Genomic DNA, 23,672 nt, shown 5'->3' with positions numbered 1-23,672 from the left:
GGGTACGGGTACACCCGGGACTATCCGGTGGAGCGGATGATGCGGGACGCGAAGATCACGCAGATCTACGAGGGCACCAACCAGGTGCAGCGCATTGTGATGGCGCGCAACCTGCCGTAACGCCTTGCGCACGGCCCCCGGCCCCCGCACCGACCCCCCGGTGCGGGGGCTTCGTGCTGCGCAGGTGCTAGCGGGGCGGCTGGTGCGCCCGGTGTGCGGCGACCCGGACGCGGGTCGCGCAGCGCGGGGTGCAGTAGCGCTGCGGCGAACGGCGGCCGGTGTCGATGAAGTAGCGGCCGCAGCCGGGGGCGGCGCACTGCCCCCAGGCGCACCGGCCGCGTTCGCCGAGCCAGAGTCCGAGGGCCAGCGCGGCGGTGGACAGCAGCCAGTCGGCGGGGGCGGCGTCCGGGCGCGCCCGGGTGTGCAGGGACCAGGGGCGCCCGGGCATCCGCACCAGGCGGGGCCGGGCCGGGTAGTGATCGAGCAGCGTGTTGATCGCCTCGGCCGCGCGGTCCTCGTCCTGCGTCGCGAGGATGCCGATCAGCCGGGCGGTGGCCTCGCACAGTTGCCGGGCGTCGGAGTCGGTGAGCGCGAAGGGCGGCCCGCCGTGGCGTTCCACCAGCTCCTGGAGGTCGGCCGGGCCCACCCGGGTGCCGTCCTGGACGGCGTTGGCGAGTTCGGCGATGAAGTGGAGGCCGCGGGGGTTGGCCCCGCTCAGGTCCTCGGGCATGGCGTGATTGTCTCCGACCGGGTTCGTCCTGTGGGCGGTACCCCCACATGGTAACGTCAAAATCTGTGGATGGGCGTTACGGCGTCGGGTCGTCGACGCCGCCCGCGAGCTCCCCTGGAGAGCCATGCCCTTCCCCCCGACGACCACCGTGCTCATCGCGGGCGGCGGCCCGGTCGGCCTGACCCTGTCGATCCTGCTGTCCCGGTACGGCGTGGACCACCTGCTGGTCGAGGCCCGTCCGGACACCGCCCGCCACCCCAAGGCCCGCGGGGTGTCGGCCCGGTCGATGGAGATCCTGCGCCGCTGCGGGCTGGAGGACGAGATCCGTGGCGCCGGACTGCCGGCCTCCCAGGTGAGGTTCTACCGGGGCCGGGACCTGGTCGACCCGGACTTCGTCCGCAGCGGCGTCGCCCACGACCCGGCCGGCGCCGAGGAGCACACCCCCTCGCCGGGGCTGATCTGCTCCCAGGACGTCCTGGAGCCGATCCTGCTGCGGCGCGCCCGCGAGTCGGCGGCCGCACGGATCCGGTTCGGCACCCGTCTGCTGACCGGCGCGGCGGACGGGGGCGGGGTGTCCGCGGTGCTGGAGGACCTCGCCGGCGGCGGCCGGCACGAGGTGCGCGCCCAGTGGCTCGTCGGCTGCGACGGCGCGGGCAGCACGGTCCGCACCGGCGCGGGCATCGGGATGGACGGCCCCACCGGTCTCGGCCACTTCCTCAGCGTCCGCTTCGAGGCGCCGCTCGGCGCGGTGGTGGCCGACCGGGCGAGTGCCTCGTACTTCCTCACCCCGCCCGGACGGGGCGGCTTCATGGCCGTGGACAACGACCGCCACTGGATCTACCAGTACCCCTTCGACCCCGACCGCCCGCCCGGCGGTGCGGACCTCACCGACCGGCGGCAACTGGCGGACCTGGTCCGGGCCGCGGCGGGCCTCCCCGACCTGGAGGTGACCGTACGCGACACCGCGTTCTGGCGCATGGACGCCCGGCTGGCCTCCGCCTACCGCCGCGGACGTGTCCTGCTGGCCGGCGACGCCGCCCACGTCGTCCCGCCGACCGGCGGCCACGGCATGAACACCGGTATCGGCGACGCCGACAACCTCGCCTGGAAGCTGGCGGCCGTGACCGACGGCCGCGCCACCACCGACCTGCTGGACAGCTACCAGGCCGAGCGCCGCCCGGTGGCCCGTCAGGTCATCGACCTGTCCGCCGACAACGCCCGGGCCCGGGCCGGCTACCGCATCGACGACGAACTCCTGCTCACCGCCGCCTACCGCTCCGCCGCGATCGTTGCCGCCCCCGGCGCTCCCGTCCGCCCGCCGGTCGACGCCTCCGGCTACCACCCGAGCGGCGAACCCGGCTGCCGCGCCCCGCACTCCCGGCTCACCGGCCCGCCCGGGAGCTCCTCCACCCTCGACCTCGTCGGGACGGGGTTCACCCTGATCACGGCCGACGGCACCCCCGCCTGGCAGCACCGGGCCGACGCCGCCGCGGCGGCCGGCCTCCCGGTCACCGTCCACACCCTCGGCGCTGGCCGGCTGCGCGAGGAACACCCCGGCGCCTTCGGGCGGTTGTGCGGCGTGCCCGCCTCGGGCGCGGTCCTGGTCCGCCCCGACGGGCACGTCGCGTGGCGGGCCGCCGCCCCGCCCGCCGGCCCGGAACTCGCCCGCGTGCTGCGCTCCGTCCTCACCGGCGCCGCCCACCCCGCACGGCCGTAAACCGGTTGCCGGGCGGGCGCGGGGCTGGCAGCGTGCCGATCTCGACGACTCGGGCGGGGCGGGGCGGGACAGGGCATGGCGATCCACTTCTACGGCGCGGACGACGTGCCCTACGGCTGCTTCTCGAACTTCTCGCCGCACGGGCTGGAGCTCGACGGCCGTTGGTGGCCGACCTCCGAGCACTACTTCCAGGCCCAGAAGTTCGCCGGCACCCGGCACGCCGAACAGATCCGGCTGGCCCGGACGGCCCTGCGCGCCGCGGAGCTCGGCCGCGACCGCGGCAGGCCGCTGCGGCGGGACTGGGAACGGGTCAAGGACGACGTGATGCGCCGCGCGGTGGCGGCGAAGTTCCGTACGCACGAGGACATCCGGTGCATCCTGCTGGCCACCGGGGACGAGGAACTGGTGGAGGACACCGGGACCGATCACTACTGGGGCCGCGGCCGGACGGGGACGGGCCGGAACATGCTCGGGCGGATCCTGATGCGCACCCGGACCGGGCTCCGGGCCGGCGAGCGTTAGGACAGGGCTCGGCAGCGGCCCCGGGCGGGTCAACTGCCGTGCAGCAGCTCCTCGTCGAACCAGACGTCCTCGTACCCCGGGCCGATCAGGAAGCGCCAGCCGGGCGGCAGCGCGAGGTAGGGCCGGACCGCGGGGCAGACCGTCACGAGGTGGGCGACCGGGGTCGGGACGAAGAGGTCGGGATCGTCGGAGAGCTCCTCGGAGGACCAGACGAACCAGCCGCAGGCGCCGTCCTCGGCGGGCTGCCGAAGGCCGTTGATCGGGAAGACGACACTGGAGAACGTCCCGGCCAGGCCGAGGATCTCGGTGCCGGCGACGGGTGCCGGTTCGGCGCCGAAGCGGGAGCAGACCGCGTCGTGGTCGTGAAGCATGGCGGATCCAGACAGTTCGCGTCCCACCCCGCACCCCGCATCCTACCGCCGCCGGGCCCGGACAGGTTTGGACTCGCGCCGGTCATGCCAGGAATGGAGAATGACCAGTTCCGAATCCGCCCCCTTCCTCCGGCTCTCCGACGAGGTGCGCGACGCGCTGGAGCGTCGGGCCCCGGTGGTCGCCCTGGAGTCGACGATCATCGCGCACGGTCTGCCCCGGCCGCGCAACCTCCAGGTGGCGGGGGAGTTGGAGGGGCTGGTCCGGGAGGCCGGCGCGGTGCCGGCCACCATCGCGGTGCTGGACGGCGTGCCGCGGATCGGCCTCGGCAAGGCCGAGCTGGAGCGGGTCGCCGGCGACACCTCGCTGCGCAAGCTCGGCTTCCGGGACCTCGCGCCGGCCGTGGCGGCGGGCGCGAGCGGCGCGACCACCGTCTCGGGGACGGCGTTCCTGGCGGCCCGGGCCGGCATCCGGATCTTCGCCACCGGCGGCCTCGGCGGGGTGCACCGGGGCTGGACGCAGACCCACGACGAGTCCAACGACCTGGCCCTGCTGGCCCGGACCAGGATCACCGTGGTCTGCGCCGGGGTGAAGTCGATCCTGGACGTGCCCGCCACGCTGGAGCGGCTGGAGACCCTGGGGGTGGCGGTGCTCGGCCACCGCACGACCCGCTTCCCCGGCTTCTACCTGGCGAGTTCGGGATGCCCGGTGGACTGGACGGTGCAGGAGCCGGCCGAGGTCGCCGCCGCGATGCGGGCCCAGGACGCCCTGGGCGGGCCGGAGTCGGCGCTGATCGTGGCCAACCCCGTCGCCGAGTCCGAGCAGTTGGACCCGGACCTGCACGACCGGGTGCTCGCCGAGGCGCTCGCCGCGGCCGACCGCGAGGGCGTCACCGGGCAGGCCACCACGCCGTTCCTGCTCGCCCACCTCACCGAGCACACCGGGGGCGCCTCGCTGGAGGCCAACCTGGCCGCCGTCCGGGGCAACGTGCGCCTCGCCGCCCGGATCGCCGGTGCGTGGGCCGACGGCGAGCGGGCGGCCCGCGGGTGACGCCCCGGCCCGGCGCGCTGCTGGTGGTCGGTGACGTGGTCACCGACGTGCTCGCGCTGCACGAGGGACCGCTCGCCGCGCACACCGACACCGCCGCCCGGATCGCGGTCCGGCCCGGCGGCGCGGGCGCCAACGTCGCGGCCTGGGCCGCGCACCGGGGCGCACCGGCCCGCCTGCTGGCCCGGGTCGGCGCCGACTCCGCCGACTGGCACCGGGCGCAGCTGCGGGCGGCCGGGGTCGACCCCCGTCTGGTGGTCGACGGGCGGGCGCCGACGGCGGTGGTGATCTGCCTGGTGGACGGCCGGGCCGAACGCACCCTGGTCACCGACGGCGGCGCCTCCGTCCGGCTCGGCCCCGGGGACTGGGATCCCGAACTGCTCGCCGACGCGGGCCGGGTGCACCTCTCCGGCTACCTGTTCTTCTCCGAGCCAGGCCGCCGGCTCGCCGCACTGGTCGCGGCGGGCGCGGCCGTCGCCGGTACGCCGGTGAGCGTCGACCCGGCCTCCACGGGCTTCCTCGAACGGCTGGGGGTGGCGGCGTTCCGGTCGGCGGTGGCCGGGGCGGCCCTGCTGCTGCCGAACGAGGCCGAGGCCCGGCTGCTCACGGGCCGGGACGACCCGGCCGCCGCCGCCGAGGAGTTGAGCGCCGCGCACGGGACGGCGGTGGTCAAGCTCGGCGGCCGCGGGGCACTGGTGGCGCAGGACGGGAAGCTGCTCGCCCGCGTCCCGGCCGTGCCCGCGGAGGCGGTGGACAGCACGGGTGCCGGCGACGCCTTCACCGGCGGTTTCCTGGCCGCGGCGCTGGCCGGGGCCGACCCGGTGGCGGCGGCGCTGGCGGGCTGCGCGGCCGGCGCCGAGGCCGTCCGCTCGGTGGGGGCCCGCCCGCCGTCGGCCGGGGCCGCCTGAGCGGGGCCCGCGCGTCCCGTCGCAGCCCGTCCCCCCGGCGCCGTCCGCGGCGGTTACCCTGGACGCGTCAGACGAACCAATTGGGCCAGGGGTGGCTGAACTTGTCGGAGCATCAGGACTGGTCACAGGGGCTGGGCGGGATCGTCGAGGAGATGGCGTCGCACCAGCCGCCGGAGATCGACACCTCGCTGCCGCACTCGGCGCGGATGTACGACTACTGGCTCGGCGGGAAGACCAACTTCCCACCCGACCGCGCGCTGGGCGAGGCCTTCGAGCAGGCGATCCCGAGCATCCGCACGATGGCCCGGGAGAACCGCGACTTCCTCGGCCGGGCCGTCCGCCACATGGTGCGGGAGGCCGGCATCCGGCAGTTCCTGGACATCGGCACCGGCATCCCCACCGAGGGCAACACCCACGAGGTCGCCCAGACCGAGGCGGTGGACTGCCGGGTGGTGTACGTCGACAACGACCCCATCGTGCTGGCCCACGCCCGCGCCCTGATGGTCAGCGCGGACCGCGGCAGCACCGCCTACATCCACGCCGACCTCCGGGAGCCGGAGCGGATCCTGTCCCACCCGGCGCTCACCGGCACCCTGGACGTCACCCGGCCGGTCGGCCTGATGCTGGTCGCGATCCTGATGCTGCTGGAGGACGAGGACGACCCGTGGGGCAAGGTCCGCGCGTTGCTGGACGCGCTCCCGGCGGGCAGCCACGTCGCGATCACGCACCCCAGCGCCGACTTCAACGCCGAGGCGATGGGGCAGGTCGTCGCCGCGGCGGAGCAGGGGCGGTTGACCCTCGTCCCGCGCACCCGCGAGCAGGTGGCGGAGTTCTTCGGCGACTGGGAGCTGATCGAGCCCGGTGTGGCGCCGGTGATGGCCTGGCGCCCGGACGGCGAGCCGCCGGTCGACCCGCAGGCCGCGTACTACTGGGCCGGGATCGCCCGCAAGCGGTCCTGACACCCCTCGTGGGGGCCGCACCGCAGGGCCGGGACCAGGCCCGGTCCGGCCGATCCTGCCGGGCCCGCCGAGATCGACCGGACGGGGACTAGGCTCGGCAGCTGTGGACGACGAATGGCAGCCGGACCGCTCCGCCCTGTCCGGCGCGGAGTTCGAGCGGGGTACCGACGGCCCCAAGGTGATCGTCGTCGGCGTGGACGGTTCCGCGGCCTCGGGCCGGGCGGGCGCCTACGCGGCGGGGCTGGCGCGCCGCCAGAACGCGCTGCTGGTGGTGGTCTACGTGCAGCCGGTGCTCGGCGGCGCGGTGGCGATGGGCGCCTCGGTCGCCGGGCTCACCGAGCAGGTGGCCGAGGAGGTGGTCGCCGAGATCAGGGCCTGGGCGGACAAGGTCCGGGACGTGTTCCAGGTGCGCTGGCGGTTCGTCACCTTCCAGGGGGACCCGTACAGCGGCCTGGTCGAGACGGCGGACCGGCTGAAGGCGGACGCGGTGGTGGTCGGCGCCTCCGAGCAGGCCGGCCACCGGATCCTCGGCTCGGTCGCCGTCCGGCTGGTGAAGGCCGGGCGCTGGCCGGTCACCGTCGTGCCCTGAGGACCGAGGACCTCCGTTTCCGTGGGAGGCCTGCCCGCCTGCCCGATCGGCCGCATTCCGCTGCGATAGCTCTCACTGAGAGCTAAAATTGTCGCCATGGCGACCAAGGGACTTGCCGACGACCTGGCCGAGGTGCTGGTCGGCATCCAGCGACTGCTGCGCCGCCGGCTCCGCAGCGGGCTGACCGCCCCACGGCTGCGCGGCGCGCAGGTGGAACTGCTGCGCCTGGTCGCCGCCCGGCCCGGGATCAGGGTCTCGGTCGCGGCCAAGGAGCTCTTCCTGGCCGGCAACTCGGTCTCCACCCTGGTCAACCAGCTCGTCGGGGCCGGTCTGCTGCGCCGCGACCCCGACCCGGCGGACGGCCGGGCGGCCCTGCTCCACCCCACCCCCGAGGCGGCCGCCCGGCTGGCCGCCTGGGACGCCCGCCGCAGCGCGCTCGTCCGCGAACAGGTCGCCCGGCTCCCCGAGCCGGACCGGGCGGCACTGACCGCCGCACTTCCGGCCCTGCGGCGCCTGGCCGAGGGCCTCCACGAGGAAGGGGAAGGCCCATGACCGCGCCACCGACCGCGCCGTCGACCGGACCGCCGGAGGGCGCCGCGGTGCCGGCCGTCCGCTGTACCGGACTGCGCTACGCCTTCGGCGCCGCCCGGGCGGTCGACGGACTCGACCTGGAGGTCCGGGCCGGCGAGGTGTTCGGCCTGCTGGGCCCGAACGGCGCGGGCAAGACCACCGCGATCCGGGCCGTCACCACCCTGCTGCGGATCCCGCCGGGCATGGTCGAGGTCTTCGGGCACGACAGCGCCCGCGAGCGGATGGCCGTGCGGCGGCTGCTGGGGTACGTGCCGCAGCAGCTCTCCGCCGACGGCAGCCTGACCGGCCGGGAGAACGTCGCCCTGTTCGCCCGGGTCTTCGACGTGCCGCGTCGGGAGCGGGCCGCCCGGGTGGCCGAGGCGCTGTCCGCCGTGGACCTCACCGACGCCGCCGACCGGCTGGCCGGGACGTACTCCGGCGGCATGGTCCGCCGCCTGGAGCTCGCCCAGGCCCTTGTCAGCGCACCCCGGCTGCTGATCCTCGACGAGCCGACCATCGGTCTGGACCCGATCGCCCGGACCGGCGTGTGGGACCGGATCAACCAGGTCAGGGCGGCGACCGGGATGACCGTCCTGGTCACCACGCACTACATGGACGAGGCCGACCAGTACTGCGACCGGGTGGCGCTGATGCACCGCGGACGCAGCCGGGCGGTCGGCACCCCCGGGGAGCTGCGCGCCGCGCTCGGCGGCCGGACCGGCACCGAGCCGACCCTGGAGGACGTCTTCCGCCACTACGCCGGCAGTGCGCTGACCGGCGGCGACAGCGAGGAAGGAGGGGATCTCGGCGATGTCCGTCGCACCCGCAGGACCGCGTCCCGCGTCGGCTGACGCCCCCGCGCCGGAGCTGCGGCTGCTGCTGACGCCGCCGCCGGCCCGGCAGGGCTGGCGCCTGGTGCCCGCCCGGGTCGCCGCGCTCTGCGCCATCGAGCTGCAGAAGCTGCGGCACGACCGGATCGAGCTCTACACCAGGGCCGTCCAGCCGGCTCTGTGGCTGCTGATCTTCGGCGAGACGTTCACCCGGATCAAGGCCATCCCGACCGACGGGGTGCCGTACCTGGACTACCTGGCGCCCGGGATCATCGCCCAGTCGGCGATGTTCATCGCGATCTTCTACGGGATCATGATCATCTGGGAGCGGGACTCCGGCGTGCTGACCAAACTGCTGGTCACCCCGACGCCCCGGGCGGTCCTGGTGACCGGCAAGGCCTTCGCCGCCGGCGTCAAGTCCGTGGTGCAGGCCGCCGTGGTCGTCGTGATCGCGGCCGTGCTCGGGGTCTCGATGACCTGGAACCCGCTGCGCCTGCTCGGGGTGGTCGTGGTCGTCGTGCTCGGCTCGGCGTTCTTCGCCTGCCTGTCGATGTCGATCGCCGGGATCGTCCTCACCCGCGAGCGGCTGATGGGGATCGGGCAGGCCATCACGATGCCGCTGTTCTTCGGTTCCAGCGCGCTCTACCCGGTCGACGTGATGCCCGGCTGGCTCCAGGCGGTCAGCACGGTCAACCCGCTGAGCTACGAGGTGGACGCGCTGCGCGGACTGCTGCTCGGCACCCCCGCGCACCTCTGGCTGGACCTGGGGGTGCTGGTGCTGGCCGGCGCCCTGGGCATCGGCGCGGCCTCCGGCCTGATGGGGCGGCTCGCCCGCTGAGCGGCCGATGCGGGAACCGGGCGGACGGCGGCGGGGCGGGCCGTCACCCGGTGGCGCACAGCGGACGGCCCTCCCGGTGGTGCGGGAGGGCCGTCCGCCCCGGCGGGCACGCCCGTCAGGGCAGCGGTACGGCGTGGATGGGCGTCTGGGTGGACTGGTTCCCACCGGTGGCGAGCATTCTGACCTCGTCCCGGTCGCTGATCTCGGCCCGGACGATCCCGGACGCGTCCGCGTACACGGGATGTCCGCCCGGGCCGGTGTCCCCGGTCGCCTCGACCACCACCACGTCCTGTGGCGCATGGGCTCCCGGCGCGCCGGGGAACGTCAACGCGTAGCGCTTGCCCTGACTCATACGCGGCCCTCCTGTCCGACCCCCGCCTCTCATCGTAGGGCGTGTGGCGCGGCCCGGCCCGGCTGCGCACCCGGCCGGATCGGGGAGCTGGAGGGCATTCGCGCAGGTCATCGGCGTACCGGCCGGATGGGTGCCGACCGGTGGGCGCGCCCCGGGCCGACGCGACCGATCCGCTCCCACCTGACGGTCCGTCGGGGTGATCGTCCGTCACCAGTGGTGGGGAGCGGGCGAGTTGCGTAGATCACATTCGGCACCGATCTGCCGTGAAGATCGCACGCGCTGTTCGAGTCCGTGTCACTCTGATGTCAGCTCCGATGTGAAATATCACATTGCAGATGCCGCCCGCGGACTCCCGTGGGCGGCCCCACCCGACCTCTGGAGAACACCATGAGTCGCATCGCCCTCCTCGCGGCCGGCGTCGCCGGTCTGACCGCCCTCGGTGTCGCCCCGGCCGGTGCCGCCACCGCCCCGCAGGCCGCCGCCGTCACCACCACCACGACCTGCGGCAGCACCGGCCTCCAGGCCGGCCTCGCCACCAAGGTCTGCGCCGAGATCACCGGCACCGGCGTCGTGATCTACGGTCAGGTCGGCCTGGCCGGCCCGCCGTCCCCGGGCAGCCCGGCCCCGCAGCCGAAGCAGCTGATCACCACCCTGTCGGCCGACGTGGTCGGCGGCGCCTCGCTCGGCACCGTCAACCAGGGCGCCAACTTCCTCGCCTCGACCATCCGGGTCGACGGCGTCAGCGGCACCGTCGCGTGCGGCTCGACCGTCCACGCGACCTTCGCCGTGGCGTCCTTCCCGTGGTCGCCCAACCCGGTCTCGCTGAACGTCCAGGTCGCCTGCTGACCGACCCGCGCACGGGGCCCGGCCGCCACCACGGCGGCCGGGCCCCGTCCCGTTGCCCGGCCGGTCCCGGCGGCCCCCGGCCCGTCCCCGGCCCGCCCCCGACGGCATGCGCCCGGTCGACACCTCTCGTAGCGTCGAACGGGAGTGGGCATCCCGTTGCCCCCGAGAGGAGCGCGCCGCCCGTGGACGCCGCCGAGCCCGAGCTCGTGCCCGAGGTCTTCGACCAGGCCATCGTGTCGGTCTCGCTGTTCTCCGGGCCGGAACACCGCCTGGTCTACTGCAACGACGCCTTCCGCCGGCTGTTCGGCCACCGCACCCTCGACCTCCCGGCCGTCGAGGCCTTCGCCGACGAGGACGCCGGGCCCTTCATCACCCTGATGGACGAGGTCTACCGGGACGGCCGGGCCCGGCAGCAGACGTCACCCCGGGCCACCGCCGGCACCGGCCCCGGCGCCCCCGGGCCGCGCTACTTCGTCTACAGCTGCACCCAGGTCCGCTCCCGGCACGGCCGCGGGGTGCTCTGCCTGGCCGTCGACACCACCACCGACGTGCTGGCGGCCGAACGGGCCGAGGAGCTCTCGCACCAGCGGCAGCAGACCCTGGAACGCTACGAGGCCCTGATGTCGGCGGTCTCCCAGATGGTGTGGCTGATGCGGCCGGACGGCTCGATGACCGAACTGGTCGAGGGCTGGGAGGACCTCACCGGCGCGCCCTGGCGCCCCACCATGGACGCCGGCTGGCTGGAACAGATCCACCCCCGTGATGCCGGGCGGCTGGTCCGGGCCTGGGCGGCCGCCGCCGGCGGCCCGCCGACCATGTTCGAGGCCACCTTCCGGGTGCTGACCGCCTCCGGCGAGTACCGCCACGTCAAGGCCAGGGCCGTGCCCGTCCTCGGGGAGGGCGAGGACAACGCCCGGGTCGCGGAGTGGATCGGCGCCACCGCCGACATCGAGGACCAGTGGCGGGCCAGGCTGCGCGAGCGGCTGCTCGCCCGGGTCTCCGCCGTCCCCGGCCACCACCTCCAGGGCGCCTTCGCGGCGATGGCCCAGGCCGTGGTGCCCGAACTCACCGACGCCTGCGCGGTCTTCCGGCTGCCCGAGGGCAACGGACCGGCCTCCGCCGAGGGCATCATCGCCACCCGGGTCGCCTCCGCCGCCCGCGCCGGGCTGCCGGCGCTGCCCGCCCTCCGCAGCCAGACCTACCGGGTCGGCCCGGTGGCCCGCGAGGTCATCGAGAGCGGCCGGCCCCGCCTGCTGACCTTCGCCGAGGGGCACCCCCCGGACGGCATCCTGCCCGACGTCTCGGTGCGCTGGCTCGCCGAGGCCCGCGCCACCAGCCTCGTCCTGGTGCCGATCGTGGTGGACTCCGGCGTGGTGGCGTTCGCCGCGGCGGCCGGGTGCGGTGACAGCCCGCCGCCGAGCGCCGCCGACATCGCCCTGCTGCGCGAGGTGCTCCAGCAGGCCAGGGAACCGCTGCGCAACGCCATGGAGCACCAGCACACCCGGCGGACGGCGCTCAGCCTGCAACGCGCCCAGCTGACCCCCACCCCGGAGGTGCCCGGGGTCGACCTCGCGGCCCGCTACCAGCCGGCCAGCACCACCGCCGAGATCGGCGGCGACTGGTACGACGCGTTCTTCCTGCCCGACGGCACCCTCGCCCTGGCCATCGGCGACATCGCCGGTCACGACCTCACCGCGGCCACCGCGATGGGCCAGCTGCGCAGCATGCTGCGGGCGCTCGCGTACAACAGCAACCGGCCCGCCACGCCCGCCGACATCCTCGCCCAGCTCGACCGGGCCGCGGACGGCCTGGACGTCGCGCCGTTCGTCACCACCGTCCACGTGCACCTCACCTCGCGGCCCAACGGCTGGCACGCCGTCTGGGCCAACGCCGGGCACCCGCCACCCCTGCTGGTCCCCGCCGAAGGGCCGGCCCGGTTCCTGACCGGCCGCCGCGCCGACCTGCCGCTGTGCGTGGACCCGGACGTCGGGAGGGCCGTCCACCGCCGGGTGATCGCTCCCGGTGACACCCTGCTGCTGTACACCGACGGCCTGATCGAGACCCATGCCGCGGGCCTGTCCGAGGGCCTGGACCGGTTGGCCGAGGCCGCCACCGAGGCCCGGGAGCTACCGGTCGAGGAGCTCTGCGACCGGCTGCGGAGGGTCGGCGACAGCCACGACGACGTCGCCCTGCTCGCGTTCAGACCCCGATGACCCGTGCGGCTCCCGCGGCCCGCACGACCGCAACGACCTGCACGACCGGAACGACTCGCATGACCTGCACGACCGGAACGACCCGTACGACCGCAGCACGTCGCCGGTGACCGGGAGCACGCACGGCACCGGCATCCGATGGAGGATGAGGAGGAGTGGACCGGCCCCCCTGCCGACCGCATGAGGTGCGCACAGCATGGACAACTACCGCCACCCGTTCATCGGGAGCATGGCAGCCGCCGTCGTCGACGCCGACGGCGTCGTCGTGGGCTGGACCGCCGCGGCGGAGCGGCTGCTCGGCCGGGCGGCCGCCGAGGTGTGCGGGCGGCCGATGGGCGAGCTGCTGGCCGACCGCACCCAGTGGACGGGCCTGGCGGCCGGGCGCTCCGGCCAGGCCGCCCTGCTGGACGGCCGGGGCCGGGAGACCGAGGTCGCCTACCGGGTGATGCCCCTGGTCGACGGCGGCCCGGCGCGCTTCCTGGTCATCGGCGCGCCGGCCACCGAGGTGGCCCGCTGGCGCGAGGACCACGCCTTCACCCGCGAACTCTTCCTCCAGGACCGCGTCGGCCTGGCGGTCTTCGACGACCGTTTGCGGCTGGTGCGCACCAACACCCACCTGCTCCCGTACACCGGCCTGCCGACCGACCTCAAGGGCCTGCGCCTGGCCGACTTCCTCCGGCCCGAGGACGCCGAGGCCATCGAGGGGCTGCTGCGGGACGTGCTCGACAGCGGGCGGCCGCTGGTGCTGCCGGAGGCGACGGTGCGGACCGCCCTCGACCCGCGGGGCGGCCGGATGATGGGGATCTCGGCCTTCCGGCTGCAGGCCGACGGCGAGCAGCCGATGGGCGTCACCGCGCTGTTCACGGACGTCACCGAGCGCGGCCGCTTCCGCCGGCGGCTGGAACTGCTGCACCGGGCGACGGCCGCCGTCGGCGGGTCGCTGTCCGTCACCGGCACCTGCACCGAGCTCGCCGCGGTGCTCGCCCCCGGGTTCGCCGACGCGGCCGTGGCCGAGGTCGCCGAGTCCGTCCTCAACGGGGACGAGCCCGAGCCGGGCCGCGCCGGGCAACTGGTGCTGCGCCGTGCCGCCGTCGCCGGGGACGCCGGCGGTTCGCTGCCCACCGGCACCACGGTGACGGTCGACCCGGCGGACTCCTCGGCGGCCACCTCGGCCCGGTCCGGCGGCCCGCCCGCCATGGCGGCGCTGCTACGGGCCAGGGGGATCCTGCTGGGCCGGATCTGCGTCTACCGCGAGCAGGGCGCGGAGCCGTACGACGACGCCGACCTGGAGCTGCTCCAGGAGATCGCCTCCCGGGCCGCCCTCGCCCTCGACAACGCCCGCCGCTTCACCCGCGAGCACCGCGCCGCCGTCAGCCTCCAGCGGAGCCTGCTGCCGCCCGCCGAGAGCGACACTCCCGCGGCCGTCACCGCCAGCGTCTACCTGCCCACCTACACGGACGGCGGGGTGGGCGGCGACTGGTTCGACGTGATCCAGCTGTCCTCGGCGCGGATCGCGCTGGTGGTCGGGGACGTCGTCGGGCACGGCCTGGAGGCCACCGCGACGATGGGTCGGCTGCGTACCGCCGTCCGCACCCTGGCCGACCTCGACCTGGCGCCGGACGAACTGCTGGTCCACCTCGACGACCTGGTCTCCCAACTGGTGGTGGAGGCCGACCAGGACGGCGTTACGGCCCGGCCGGAACCCGCCCCGGCGGGAGCGACCTGCCTGTACGTCGTCTACGACCCGGTGTCCCGCCGGTGCGTGATGGCCAGCGCCGGCCACCCGCCGCCGGTGGTGGTCCGCCCGGACGGCGCGATCGGGTACGTCGAGCTCAATCCGGGCCCGCCGCTGGGGGTCGGCGGCTTCCCGTTCGAGACCGCCGAGATCGAGCTGGCCGCCGGCAGCGTGCTGGTGCTCTACACCGACGGCCTGATCGCGGGGAGCGCGGGTGACCTGGACGAGGGCATGGCGGAACTGCGGACCAGGCTCGGCCGGGCCGGGGTGACCAGTCGGCCGCTCGCCGAGGCCGGGCGGGAGATCACCGCGGGCCTGCCGGCCCACCGGCTGCCCGACGACGTGACCCTGCTGCTGGCCCGCACCAGGGCCCTGCCCGCGGGTGACACCGCGGCCTGGGACGTCGAGCCCGATCCCGCGGCGGTCTCCCGGATGCGCGGCGAGGTCACCCGGCAGCTGGAGACCTGGGGCCTCGACGACCTGGTCTTCACCACCGAACTGGTGGTGAGCGAACTGGTCACCAACGCGATCCGGTACGCCGGCGGGCCGGTCGGTGTCCGGCTGATCCGGGCGGAGCGGCTGATCTGCGAGGTCTCCGACCCGAGCAGCACGCAGCCCCGGATGCGCCGCGCCCGGCTCACCGACGAGGGCGGCCGGGGGCTCTATCTGGTCGCCCAGCTCACCACCCGGTGGGGCAGCCGCTACACCGACCAGGGCAAGGCGATCTGGACCGAGCAGGAGTTCCCGGCTCAGTAGCGCACGGGCAGGGCGAGCAGCCCGCGGGCCCGCAGCGAGGGGCGCCGGCGCAGCTCGTTGCGGGGCACGTCCAGGGCGAGGGCGGGGAGCCTGCGCAGCAGGGTCTCCAGGGCGATCGCGGTCTCCATCCGGGCCAGCGGCGCGCCGAGACAGTAGTGGACGCCCTGGCCGAGGGCCAGGTGGGCGTTGTCGGTGCGGTGCAGGTCGAGCCGGTCGGGGCGGTCGAACCGCTCGGGGTCGCGGTTGGCCGCCCCGAGCGCCAGCAGGACGGTCTCCCCGGCGGGCACGGTGACCCCGGCGACCACGACGTCCTCGCGCGGGAAGCGGCGGATCGCCAGCGGCGCGGGCCCGTCGAAGCGGGCGAGCTCCTCGACGGCGGCCGGGACCAGCGAGGGGTCCCGGCGCAGCGCGTCCAGCTGTTCGGGGTGGTCCAGCAGCGCGAGCACGCCGTTGCCGATCAGGTGGACGGTGTTCTCGTAGCCGGCGAACAGGATCAGGAAGGCGAGCGAGGTGAGTTCGTCCTCGGCGAGCCGGTCCTCGCCCTCGTCCCGGGCCGCGATCAGTGCGGAGAGCAGGTCGTCGCCGGGCTCGGCGCGCTTGCGCTCGACGAGCTGCGTGAAGAACTCCAGCATGGCGCCCACGGCGGCCCGGGCCTCCTCGGGCCGGGCCGGGTCGGGGGCGATGACGGCGTCCGTCCAGGCCCGGAAGTCGTGGCGGTGCCCGGCGGGGACGCCGAGCAGGTCGCAGATGACCGCGATCGGGAACGGCCCGGCGAAGGTGGCGATCAGGTCGGTGCGGCCGAGCGGCTCGATCGCGTCGACCAGCTGCTCGGCCGTCCGGCGGACGCCGTCGCGCAGCCGCTCGACCCGGCGCGGCGTGAACGCCTGGGAGACCAGCCGGCGGATCCGGGTGTGGTCCGGCGGGTCCATGTTCAGCAGATTGGCGTCCAGGGCGGGCGGCAGGGCCAGACCGCGGTAGTTGCCGGGCAGCGCGTGCCGCTTGTCCAGCGCCAGTCGTGGGTCGGCGAGCAGCTCCTTGACGTCCCGGTACCGGGTGACCAGCCAGAACGGCAGCCCGTCCGGCCCGGTCATCCGCTGGACGGGAGCGGTCGCGCGGAGCGCGGCGTAGCCGCCGTACAGGTCCTGGAGCAGCTCGGCGGTGCCGACGGCGGGAGCGGAGCCGGGAGGGGTGATCGCCATTCGAACAGCTTACCGACACCCCGTCAGCCCGGGTCGGTGGCGGCCGGGCCCGGCCGGGCAGGGGGCGGCAAGGGCGGCGCGGGCCGCGGGCGCTGCGCCGGGTGCGGCGCTGAGTGCTGCGTCGGAGGCTTCACGCGGGGCAGACGAGAAGGGACGGCGGCCGTGCGGGGCATCCCGGCCGGCCCGCGAGGACCAGTGGGAGCAGGTGAGTGCGATGGCCCGACCCGGCAGCGCCCGTCCGGCCGGGGAGCCGTGCCCGCCCGCCTACCGGTTCCGCCGGGCGTTCCCGCTGGCCGACGCGGCGGAACCGGTCCGGGCCGGGCGGGACGCCACCCGGCAGGCCCTCACCGACCTGCGCTGGCTGCCCGTCGGCCCGAACGACCCGTCCGGCCGTCACACCCGGGACGACGTGCTGCTGATGACCGCGGAGATCCTCGCCAACGCCTGCCGCCACGCCGGCGGCCCGACCGGCCTCAGGATCCTCGCCACCGATGCGGTCCTGCGGGTCGAGGTCAGCGACCCCCACCCGTCGGCCCCCGCGCTCGTCCCGCCGCCGCGGCCGGGCCGCCCGGGCGGGTACGGCCTGCGGGTCGTGCACCTGCTCTCGGACCGCTGGGGGACCACCAGGTCGCTGCACGGCAAGGCCGTCTGGTTCGAGATCGGCACCGAGCGGCCGCTCCGTCAGCCGTAGGCCGGTGAGTCCCTAGCCGACGGGTGCGGCCGCCGCGCCGCGGGTTCCCGGGCGGGGGCGGTTGCGGTACGCCCGGTGCAGGCGTTGCAGGGCGACGAAGGCGTGGGTGCGGTCGGCCAGGGTCAGCCGGTACTTGATCCGCAGGGGAGCGCTGAGCGAGCCGAGCCGGTCGGTGCCGATGGCCCGCAGCAGCCGGCTCACGTGCTGCTGGTACGCCTCGCGGTAGGCCCGGTCGCCGTCCGGGACCGACCAGAAGAACATCGGGAGCTCCTCGGCGAGCGTGTTCGCGTCGTAGGAGTGCAGGTGGGTGCGGAACCTCGGTTCGGGCCGGGCGAGCAGCCAGGCGCGGACCAGCTCGATCGAGCGGACGCGGTCCACCAGGCCCCGGGGGTCGGTCCGCCGCTGAGTGATCGACAGGTCGCCGTCCTCGCGGACCCGCCAGTGGTAGACCGGCTCGGACAGCACGTCCACCGTTTCGGCGAGGTAGTGCAGCGGCACGCTGACCGGGGCGTCCTCGTACAGGATGCCCTCGGGGTAGCGCAGCCCGGACGCCTCGAAGAACGACCGGCGGTAGACCTTGTTCCAGGCGGTGCGGTCGGTGACCAGGGACGGCAGCTCGCTCACGTGCGTCCGCAGCCGGGTCTCGCGGAACGGCACCCGGTGCGCGTGGGAGGGGGAGCAGCCGGACGCCCGCAGCCGCAGCGCGTTGCCGGCGGCGAAGTCCGAACCGGTCCGGTCCAGGGTGGTCACCATCAGCTCGTACGCGCCGGGCGGCACGACGTCGTCGCTGTCCACGAAGGCCAGGTACGCGGTGCCGTCGGTGAGGTGCCGCAGGCCGGTGTTGCGGGCCGCGCCGAGGCCGGCGTTCGGCTGCCGGACCAGCCGGAAGCGCGGGTCCCGGGCGGCGTGGGCCGCGGCGAGGGCCGCACTGTCGTCGGTCGAGCCGTCGTCGACCATGACGCACTCGAAGTCCGCGAACGTCTGGGCGGCGATCGAGTCCAGGCACGCGTCGAGGTAGCGCTCGACGTTGTGGATCGGGACGACGACGGAGAGTCGGGGTGCCATCGGCTCCGCGGGCCTTTCGATCAGGGATGTGAGACCGCGCAGCGGCCGGTCACCGGGAGTGATCGGGCCGAGGCTAACCGCCCGGCCGGATGCCTTCCGGGGCTTCGGACCCACCGGCAGGTGAACTCTTGGCGTCCGCCGGGGGCGGCGTCCCGCTTCGGCCTCCGGAGGCTGGGCAGGCGCGGTGCGAGGCCCGGGCCGGCGACCGCCGCCGGGCGTGGCGAGGCCGCCCCCGCGGGGGCGGCCGGAAGGAGGAAGCAGCGATGAGCATGGTGCGGGAGTCGATCGACGTCGAAGTCCCCCTCCACACCGCCTACCGTCAGTGGACGAGGTTCGAGGAGTTCCCGCGGTTCATGGAGGGCGTCGACGAGGTCCGCCGGATCGACGAGCGGCGCACCCACTGGCGGACGTCGATCGCGGGGGCGAAGCGGGAGTTCGACACGGAGGTGATCGAGCAGCGCCCGGACGAACGGGTCTCCTGGCACACCGTCGGCGGTGACGTCCGGCAGATGGGCATGGTCACCTTCCGGCAGCTGGCGGACGGCCGCACCCGGATCGGTCTGGCGATGGACTTCCAGCCCCAGGGCATGGCCGAGAGGACCGGTGACCTGCTCGGACTGGTCGACCGGCGGGTCCGGGGCGACCTGACCCGGTTCAAGGCCTTCGTCGAGGGCCGCGGCCGGGCCGACGGCACGCCGGCCTGACGGGGCACCGGACCCCCGGCCGGATCCGTGCGGACCACGTTTGAACTGCCGCAATTCGGACAGCCGCTGAGTCGGCGGGGGGTCCGTTCCCGACATCGGAGGACGCCATGATCATCCTCGGACTCATACTGCTGGTCATCGGTTTCGCCGCCCACATCGGCATCCTGTGGACCATCGGGATCGTGCTGCTGGTGATCGGCGCGGTCCTGCTGCTCCTCGGCGTGGCCGGACGCGAGGTCGGCGGACGGCGGCACTACTGGTAGGGCGTCGTTCGGGGCGGGCCGTCGTTCAGAGCAGGGCGCCCCACATCTGCTCGACGACCACGGCCCACCAGTTCTCCGGATCCCCGAACACCGTGCCGTCCAGCGCCGCGAGTTCGCGCTGGAAGGCGTCGACGGCGGTGGCCGCCGCGTACGGGTCGAGGCCGCGCAGCGCCGGCCGCCGCTCGGCGAGGAGGGCCAGGGCGCGGACGTAGGCGGCGACGTCGGCGTTCAGGTAGCGGCCCGAGCCGTTCTCCGGGTCGACCGCCCACACCCGGCCGACGCCGGCACCCGTGCCGGTGCCGCCGTCGCCGCACTGCACCGCGACCAGGGCGTGGCCGTCGGACCCCAGCAGGACGTACTCGCCGAGCAGGGCCCGGGTCTGCTCGGGAACGCGGTCGCCGCCTCCCGTCCCGGTGAGGTGGGCGGCCACGTCCGGCAGCCCGGGCACCACCCGGAAGAAGTCCTCGACCTCGGCGGGGAGTCCGGCCCAGACCAGGGTCTGCCGGGCCGCCTCCGGCAGCGGGGTGGCGGCCGCGTCGTCGGCGTCGAAGCGGTGCACGTGGTCCGACCCGAACTGCCCGGCCAGCCTGCGGCCCAGGGCCGCGTCCCGCTCGGGTTCGGCCGCCGGGACGTCGCGCGGGAACGGCACCCGGTTGGGCCGGGGCGGCACCGGCCGGCCCGCGGTGCGGAACGCCGCCTCGGTCTGCTCGGCCAAGGCCCGCACCCCCGCGGCGCGCCGGTCGAAGCGCGGACCGTAGTCCTGTCCGTAGGAGAAGGCCGCCACCGGCAGCTCGGCCAGCAGGATCGCCGCGCAGTAACCGCCCGGCAGCTCGCACGGACGCAGGTCCGTGTGGACGGCCAGGACATCCTCCGGCCGCACGCCCCGGGCCCGGAGGGTGCGCCAGGCCCGTAGCTCGGGGTGGCCGGTGCCGGGGGCGGACATCTGGAACAGGCTCTGCTCCCGGCCCGCGGAGTCGCGGTAGGTCAGCACGGCCGTGGCACCCGGCCCGACCGCCGGCGGCAGGTCGGGGTCGTAGGAGCCCGCGCCGAGCTTGTCGCGGTAGAGCTGGACGACGTCCTCGACGGGCACGGAAGGCCAGCTGGTCAGCTCACCGGTCTCCCGGTCCACCACCGCGCACGCCGAGCCGATCTCCGCCGGCGCGCGCCGCTCGCCGGTCCCCGGGTCCGTGGCGGCGGCCGGCTGCTCGGCCCACAACACCCACCCCAGGTCGAACTCGTGCACCGCGACCGGGCGCCACTGCTCCTCGGGGCGGGCGCCGTTGATCCACTGGTGGGCCGCCTCGATCGCCTGCTCACGGCTTGTCACGCGGTTGTTCTCCTCAAGTGCCGGTGGGACGGTTCAGCGTAGTCCTCGGGTGCCGCTACCCGGCCGCCGGGACGGCCAGCCGGAGCGCGCCGACACCCCGTGCGTCGGCGAGCAGGAGCACCCCGTCGGGCGTGACGTCGGCGCCGCCGAGCGGGCCGGGCGACACGAACACCGCGAGCGGGTCGCCCTCGTCACGCGGCCAGATCCGGACGTAGTCCCCGCCCACGCTGAGCCGTACCGGGCAGGCGGCGCGCTGCTCCTCGGTCGGCAGGACGAGCCGGGCCGGGTCGGCCGCCACGCGGGCACCACTGAGCAGGTCGAAGACGGCGGTCTCCGGCTCGTCGCCCGGGACGCGGGCGGCCAGCACGGGAGTGCCGTCCAGCGTGGCCGCGGTGACCGCGCCGACGCCGGACAGCGGGTGGGCCCAGAGGGTCTCCCAGGGCAGGGTGAGGCCGAAGTCCGGTGCCGGCAGGCCGTCCTGGCGGCAGGCGTGCTCCAGTAGCGCGGCCCGCAGCACCGGGCCCGCCTCGGTCCGGGTGAACAGCGGCGCCAGCCTCAGCCAGACCCGGGCGACGGGCGGCAGGTCGACCCCGCCGGCGGCGAGGTGCTCGACGGCGGCGCGCAGTGGAACCTGCTCGGCGTGCAGCAGGAAGCCCGGGTCCGCGAGCAGCTCGGGCAGCAGCCCGCCCTCCAGGGCGTGCCCGAGCAACTGGGCGCGGACGTACGCGGGCGCGGCCGCCCACCGGCCGGGGCCGCCCGCGGGGAGGGTGGCGAGCAGCGCGGCGGCGATCCGGCGCTGCACCTCGCGGACGGTGGTGCCGAGGCGCTCGCGCAGCTCGTCCGCGACGGCGGGGTGGACCAGCCGGGCGGCGGTCCCGTTGTCGTCCTCGACCAGCTCGAAGAAGGGGAGCAGCAGCAGTCGTGCGTCGGCGAACACCGGGGCGAGGTCCTTGCCCGCGACGGCCGACGCCAGGGGCGCCCACCGCGGCAACGGCAGCGCGGCGCCGTCCCCGGCGAGGGCGAGCGGGGCGAGCAACCGGCGTAGCGTCAGCTCGTCGGAGCCGCAGCGTTCGGCGTGCAGGTCGAGCGCCTCGCCGACGGTGGCGGGGAACCGTGGCGGGCCGCTGTCCGGGACGGCCCGCCGCGACCAGGCGGCGAGCCGCACCACCAGCGGGCTTCGCGCGCTCCGGGCCAGCTCGGGCGCGTACTCGGGCCGGTTCAGGCTGAGCTCGGCCTGCCGCAGCAGCCCGGACGGGTCGGCCCACGGCTCCTCGTCCAGATCGATCAGCAGCAGCGACTCGGCGGGCAACCGCTCCGCCAGCCAGCGCGCCTGCTCGCGCGGTACGTCGGCGAGCAGGCGGACGTGCGGCGAGAGCGCGAGGGGGAGCAGGACCTCCGCCGCCACGCGGGCCGGCTCGTCCAGCGCCCGCAGCACCCCGGCCCGGTCGACGTCGGGGACGACGACCGGGATCGGAGGCGTCCCCTCGTCGGCGGGCTCCGCGAGCAGTCGCAGGACGTCCTCGGTCCGGGTGACCCCCAGTCCGAGGCCGTCCGCCACCGACCACAGGAGCTGGGCGGCCGTCAGCCGCCGGGCGCCGAAGACCAGGGGCGGCGGCAGCTCGGCCGGCGGGAGGGTGGCGGGGTCGAGGGCGCCGGTGTCGATCCGCTCCCGCGACGGTGCGTCGCAGAGCATCAGGAACCCGGTCAGGAGCCGGGAGCGCCCACTGCCGGGGCTGCCGGTCAGCAGGACGACGGCGGGGCCGCCGTCCGGCCGTGACCGCCAGCCGGCCAGCGCACGCAGGGCGGTGGACCGCCCCCCGAGGTAGGGGTGGTGGCGGTGGGCGGTCTCCGCGGTCATGGGCGGGGTCTCCAAGGGGATGAGGTGCGGGTGGCTCCCGTACCGGGTCGGGCCCGGTGCCGGGGGCGGCGGTGGGCGCGGTGGGCGGTGTCCGCGGTCAGGCGAAGTCCTCGCGGTCCTGGAAGACCTCGTACCAGAAGGTCGAGGAGTCCGTGGCCGGGTCCAGCTCGATCGCCCAGTCGCGCAGGAGGCGCGCGGCGTCGGCGAGTTCGGCGGGCGTCGCGCCGTAGTAGTAGGTCGAGTAGAGGCGCAGCAGGGCGGCGAGGCGGGCGGCGGAGGAGGCCATCGCGCCGTAGTGGTAGTCGCCCTCCCAGCGCTCGGGGTTGAACAGGGCGACCTCGCCGGTGCGGCCGTCCAGGGCGACCAGCCGTTCGCCGTCCTTGGCGATGACGTAGGAGAACTCGCCCCGGTCGCCGGCCTCCGGGTCGTCGGGCCCGAACAGCTCCTCGGTACGGAGCTGGACCAGGCCGTCGGAGGCGAGCGTCTCGGAGCTGAGTTCCAGCAGCGTGCTGGTCATGATCGGGAAGCCGGTCTCCGTCAGGAACCGCCGGGTGGGGGCGTGCTCCAGGCCTGCCGGGAGCTCGGTCGGCCCGACCGACCACAGGGACCGCTCGCCGAAGCACCGGGCGAGCCAGTCGCGGCTCGGCTCCCGGGCGTCCCGGGGCACCTCGGCGGCGGCCAGGCCGGTGGCCACGTCCTGCTCCGCCGGCCGCCGCCAGGCCGGGGCCGCGACGGCCCCGGGGGTGTCGGCTCCGTCGAGCTCGACCGCCCAGCACCCCCAGCCGCCGCCGAGCACCGCGACCTGCCCCACCAGGACGGCGTGCGCGACCTGCTCGTGGCAGACCGGCAGCACCGGCCCCACGGCCGGGCCCGTACCGCCCCCCGCGTCGCGCCAGCCGTCGGGCCCGTTCACCGCGACCCCGCCCAGCTCGGGCAGGTCCCCGGGCAGCAGCGGGACGTAGGAGCCGGGCAGGTCGTCATGGGCGTACGGCCGGTAGAGCTTGGGCCCGGCGAGGACCCGGCCGCTGTCCGGCGCGACGGCGTACTCGTGGTAGCCCTCCTCGTCGTCCGGCTCCGCCCGGTCCGGCCTGGCGTGCACGAACTCCTCGTGGACGAGCACCACGGGTGCGCCGTCCCGCTCCACGGCGCGGAGCCCCACCACGTTGCCACCGGACGCGCGGCACGCGGCCCGGGCGCCCGGGGGGACCCAGCGCGACCAGACGGTCCGCCACGGCAACCGCGGCGCGGCCGCCGCCATCGCCTCGGCGTCCAGGGCCCGGCCGTGGCTGACGAGCAGCAGGTGGAGCCAGGACAGCCACTGCGGGTGCTGCTCGGGCGCGGGTCGCACGCCCAGCCGGTCCAGGTGGTGGATGTCCTCGGCGAGCGTGCCGACGGGTACGCCGTCGGGCCAGCACACCGCCATGGCGGCCAGCAGCTCGACCCGGCCGACCCGGGCGAGGAACACCGGATCCTCGATCAGTGCGGGCAGCTCGGCCGTGTCGAAGGCCGTGCCGGGGGGCGGCGTCGGCTCGGATCCGGTGGTCATCGGGCGTCTCCGTCGGGGAAGCGGGCGGTCGTCGCGCT

24 protein-coding genes are annotated in these 23,672 nt (G+C 75.6%); 16 read left to right on the top strand and 8 right to left on the bottom strand.

All coding sequences use genetic code 11. The features are described from left to right. A partial coding sequence (locus ACIOFR_RS16755; protein ID WP_268932840.1) for an acyl-CoA dehydrogenase family protein occupies nt 1–120 on the top strand: 120 nt, incomplete at its 5' end. A 67-nt stretch (nt 121–187) separates the two neighbouring features. Here the strand turns inward: ACIOFR_RS16755 and ACIOFR_RS16750 are convergent. Beyond that, nucleotides 188–730, bottom strand: coding sequence for a CGNR zinc finger domain-containing protein (locus tag ACIOFR_RS16750; RefSeq protein WP_400997408.1), 543 nt, complete (start codon nt 728–730; stop codon nt 188–190). Nucleotides 731–854: 124 nt separating this feature from the next. Here ACIOFR_RS16750 and ACIOFR_RS16745 point away from each other — a divergent pair, with 124 nt between their 5' ends. Together ACIOFR_RS16745 and ACIOFR_RS16740 are read left to right on the top strand one after the other, a co-directional pair. Further along, nucleotides 855–2,447: an FAD-dependent monooxygenase gene (locus ACIOFR_RS16745; protein ID WP_400997406.1), complete on the top strand. Its 1,593-nt coding sequence runs from the start codon at nt 855–857 to the stop codon at nt 2,445–2,447. Between the two features lie 75 nt (nt 2,448–2,522). Continuing rightward, complete coding sequence (locus tag ACIOFR_RS16740; protein ID WP_400997404.1) at nt 2,523–2,969, top strand: NADAR family protein; 447 nt, start codon at nt 2,523–2,525, stop codon at nt 2,967–2,969. A gap of 29 nt (nt 2,970–2,998) precedes the next feature. On the opposite strand, the gene ACIOFR_RS16735 is transcribed toward ACIOFR_RS16740, so the two are convergent. After that, on the bottom strand, nt 2,999–3,340 hold the full coding sequence (locus tag ACIOFR_RS16735; RefSeq protein ID WP_400997401.1) for a hypothetical protein: 342 nt from the start codon (nt 3,338–3,340) through the stop codon (nt 2,999–3,001). 100 nt (nt 3,341–3,440) lie between these two features. On the opposite strand from ACIOFR_RS16735, the gene ACIOFR_RS16730 reads away from it, so the two are divergent. The 7 genes from ACIOFR_RS16730 (at nt 3,441) to ACIOFR_RS16700 (ending at nt 9,079) form a co-directional block, all read left to right on the top strand. Continuing rightward, complete coding sequence (locus ACIOFR_RS16730; protein ID WP_400997398.1) at nt 3,441–4,388, top strand: pseudouridine-5'-phosphate glycosidase; 948 nt, start codon at nt 3,441–3,443, stop codon at nt 4,386–4,388. Continuing rightward, nucleotides 4,385–5,293 carry a carbohydrate kinase family protein gene (locus ACIOFR_RS16725; RefSeq protein ID WP_400997395.1) on the top strand — a complete coding sequence of 303 codons (909 nt, stop codon included), beginning with the start codon at nt 4,385–4,387 and terminating at the stop codon, nt 5,291–5,293. The genes ACIOFR_RS16730 and ACIOFR_RS16725 overlap by 4 nt, the downstream gene beginning before the upstream one ends. Nucleotides 5,294–5,394: 101 nt before the next feature. Continuing rightward, on the top strand, nt 5,395–6,252 hold the full coding sequence (locus ACIOFR_RS16720; RefSeq protein WP_400997393.1) for an SAM-dependent methyltransferase: 858 nt from the start codon (nt 5,395–5,397) through the stop codon (nt 6,250–6,252). Between the two features lie 103 nt (nt 6,253–6,355). Then, nucleotides 6,356–6,841 carry a universal stress protein gene (locus ACIOFR_RS16715; RefSeq protein ID WP_400997391.1) on the top strand — a complete coding sequence of 162 codons (486 nt, stop codon included), beginning with the start codon at nt 6,356–6,358 and terminating at the stop codon, nt 6,839–6,841. Between the two features lie 96 nt (nt 6,842–6,937). Beyond that, a complete protein-coding gene (locus tag ACIOFR_RS16710; protein ID WP_400997389.1) occupies nt 6,938–7,393 on the top strand; it encodes a MarR family winged helix-turn-helix transcriptional regulator in 456 nt (151 codons plus the stop codon). After that, nucleotides 7,390–8,262 (top strand): ABC transporter ATP-binding protein, encoded by an 873-nt coding sequence (locus ACIOFR_RS16705; protein ID WP_400997387.1) that lies wholly within the window; start codon nt 7,390–7,392, stop codon nt 8,260–8,262. Before ACIOFR_RS16710 ends, ACIOFR_RS16705 begins: the two co-directional genes overlap by 4 nt. Next, on the top strand, nt 8,222–9,079 hold the full coding sequence (locus ACIOFR_RS16700; protein WP_400997385.1) for an ABC transporter permease: 858 nt from the start codon (nt 8,222–8,224) through the stop codon (nt 9,077–9,079). Before ACIOFR_RS16705 ends, ACIOFR_RS16700 begins: the two co-directional genes overlap by 41 nt. Before the next feature lie 115 nt (nt 9,080–9,194). On the opposite strand, the gene ACIOFR_RS16695 is transcribed toward ACIOFR_RS16700, so the two are convergent. After that, complete coding sequence (locus ACIOFR_RS16695) at nt 9,195–9,431, bottom strand: DUF6296 family protein (RefSeq protein ID WP_400997382.1); 237 nt, start codon at nt 9,429–9,431, stop codon at nt 9,195–9,197. 387 nt (nt 9,432–9,818) lie between these two features. Between ACIOFR_RS16695 and ACIOFR_RS16690 the strand changes: the two genes are divergently transcribed. From ACIOFR_RS16690 to ACIOFR_RS16680, 3 genes are all read left to right on the top strand, one after another. Continuing rightward, a complete protein-coding gene (locus ACIOFR_RS16690) occupies nt 9,819–10,277 on the top strand; it encodes a hypothetical protein (RefSeq protein WP_400997380.1) in 459 nt (152 codons plus the stop codon). A 182-nt stretch (nt 10,278–10,459) separates the two neighbouring features. Further along, entirely contained in the window at nt 10,460–12,490 is a 2,031-nt protein-coding gene (locus tag ACIOFR_RS16685) for a SpoIIE family protein phosphatase (RefSeq protein ID WP_400997378.1), read from the top strand. Nucleotides 12,491–12,686: 196 nt separating this feature from the next. Next, nucleotides 12,687–14,981, top strand: a complete 2,295-nt coding sequence (locus ACIOFR_RS16680) for a SpoIIE family protein phosphatase (RefSeq protein WP_400997375.1) — start codon at nt 12,687–12,689, stop codon at nt 14,979–14,981. On the opposite strand, the gene ACIOFR_RS16675 is transcribed toward ACIOFR_RS16680, so the two are convergent. Beyond that, nucleotides 14,975–16,180 (bottom strand): cytochrome P450, encoded by a 1,206-nt coding sequence (locus tag ACIOFR_RS16675; protein WP_400997373.1) that lies wholly within the window; start codon nt 16,178–16,180, stop codon nt 14,975–14,977. The two genes, ACIOFR_RS16680 and ACIOFR_RS16675, sit on opposite strands and share 7 nt — an antisense overlap. Before the next feature lie 214 nt (nt 16,181–16,394). Between ACIOFR_RS16675 and ACIOFR_RS16670 the strand changes: the two genes are divergently transcribed. After that, entirely contained in the window at nt 16,395–16,871 is a 477-nt protein-coding gene (locus ACIOFR_RS16670) for an ATP-binding protein (RefSeq protein ID WP_400997371.1), read from the top strand. Nucleotides 16,872–16,883: 12 nt separating this feature from the next. Here the strand turns inward: ACIOFR_RS16670 and ACIOFR_RS16665 are convergent, their stop codons facing one another. After that, complete coding sequence (locus tag ACIOFR_RS16665) at nt 16,884–17,936, bottom strand: glycosyltransferase family 2 protein (RefSeq protein ID WP_400997369.1); 1,053 nt, start codon at nt 17,934–17,936, stop codon at nt 16,884–16,886. A 263-nt stretch (nt 17,937–18,199) separates the two neighbouring features. On the opposite strand from ACIOFR_RS16665, the gene ACIOFR_RS16660 reads away from it, so the two are divergent. Continuing rightward, entirely contained in the window at nt 18,200–18,640 is a 441-nt protein-coding gene (locus ACIOFR_RS16660) for an SRPBCC family protein (RefSeq protein ID WP_400997366.1), read from the top strand. Nucleotides 18,641–18,747: 107 nt separating this feature from the next. Then, entirely contained in the window at nt 18,748–18,903 is a 156-nt protein-coding gene (locus tag ACIOFR_RS16655; RefSeq protein ID WP_400997363.1) for a DUF6131 family protein, read from the top strand. Nucleotides 18,904–18,928: 25 nt separating this feature from the next. On the opposite strand, the gene ACIOFR_RS16650 is transcribed toward ACIOFR_RS16655, so the two are convergent. From ACIOFR_RS16650 to ACIOFR_RS16640, 3 genes are all read right to left on the bottom strand, one after another. After that, on the bottom strand, nt 18,929–20,230 hold the full coding sequence (locus ACIOFR_RS16650; RefSeq protein WP_400997361.1) for an SUKH-4 family immunity protein: 1,302 nt from the start codon (nt 20,228–20,230) through the stop codon (nt 18,929–18,931). A gap of 55 nt (nt 20,231–20,285) precedes the next feature. Further along, entirely contained in the window at nt 20,286–22,088 is a 1,803-nt protein-coding gene (locus tag ACIOFR_RS16645; RefSeq protein WP_400997359.1) for an ATP-binding protein, read from the bottom strand. A 97-nt stretch (nt 22,089–22,185) separates the two neighbouring features. After that, the gene (locus tag ACIOFR_RS16640) at nt 22,186–23,634 is read right to left on the bottom strand and encodes an SUKH-4 family immunity protein (RefSeq protein WP_400997357.1); all 1,449 of its coding nucleotides are present in this window, start codon (nt 23,632–23,634) and stop codon (nt 22,186–22,188) included. Nucleotides 23,635–23,672: the final 38 nt, after the last annotated feature.

This window comes from Kitasatospora sp. NPDC088346 (genome assembly GCF_044740765.1).
In the GTDB taxonomy this organism is placed as follows: Bacteria; Actinomycetota; Actinomycetes; order Streptomycetales; family Streptomycetaceae; genus Kitasatospora.
The sequence above is the reverse complement of the archived record's forward strand: the minus strand, read 5'-3'. Positions and strand labels throughout refer to the sequence as shown.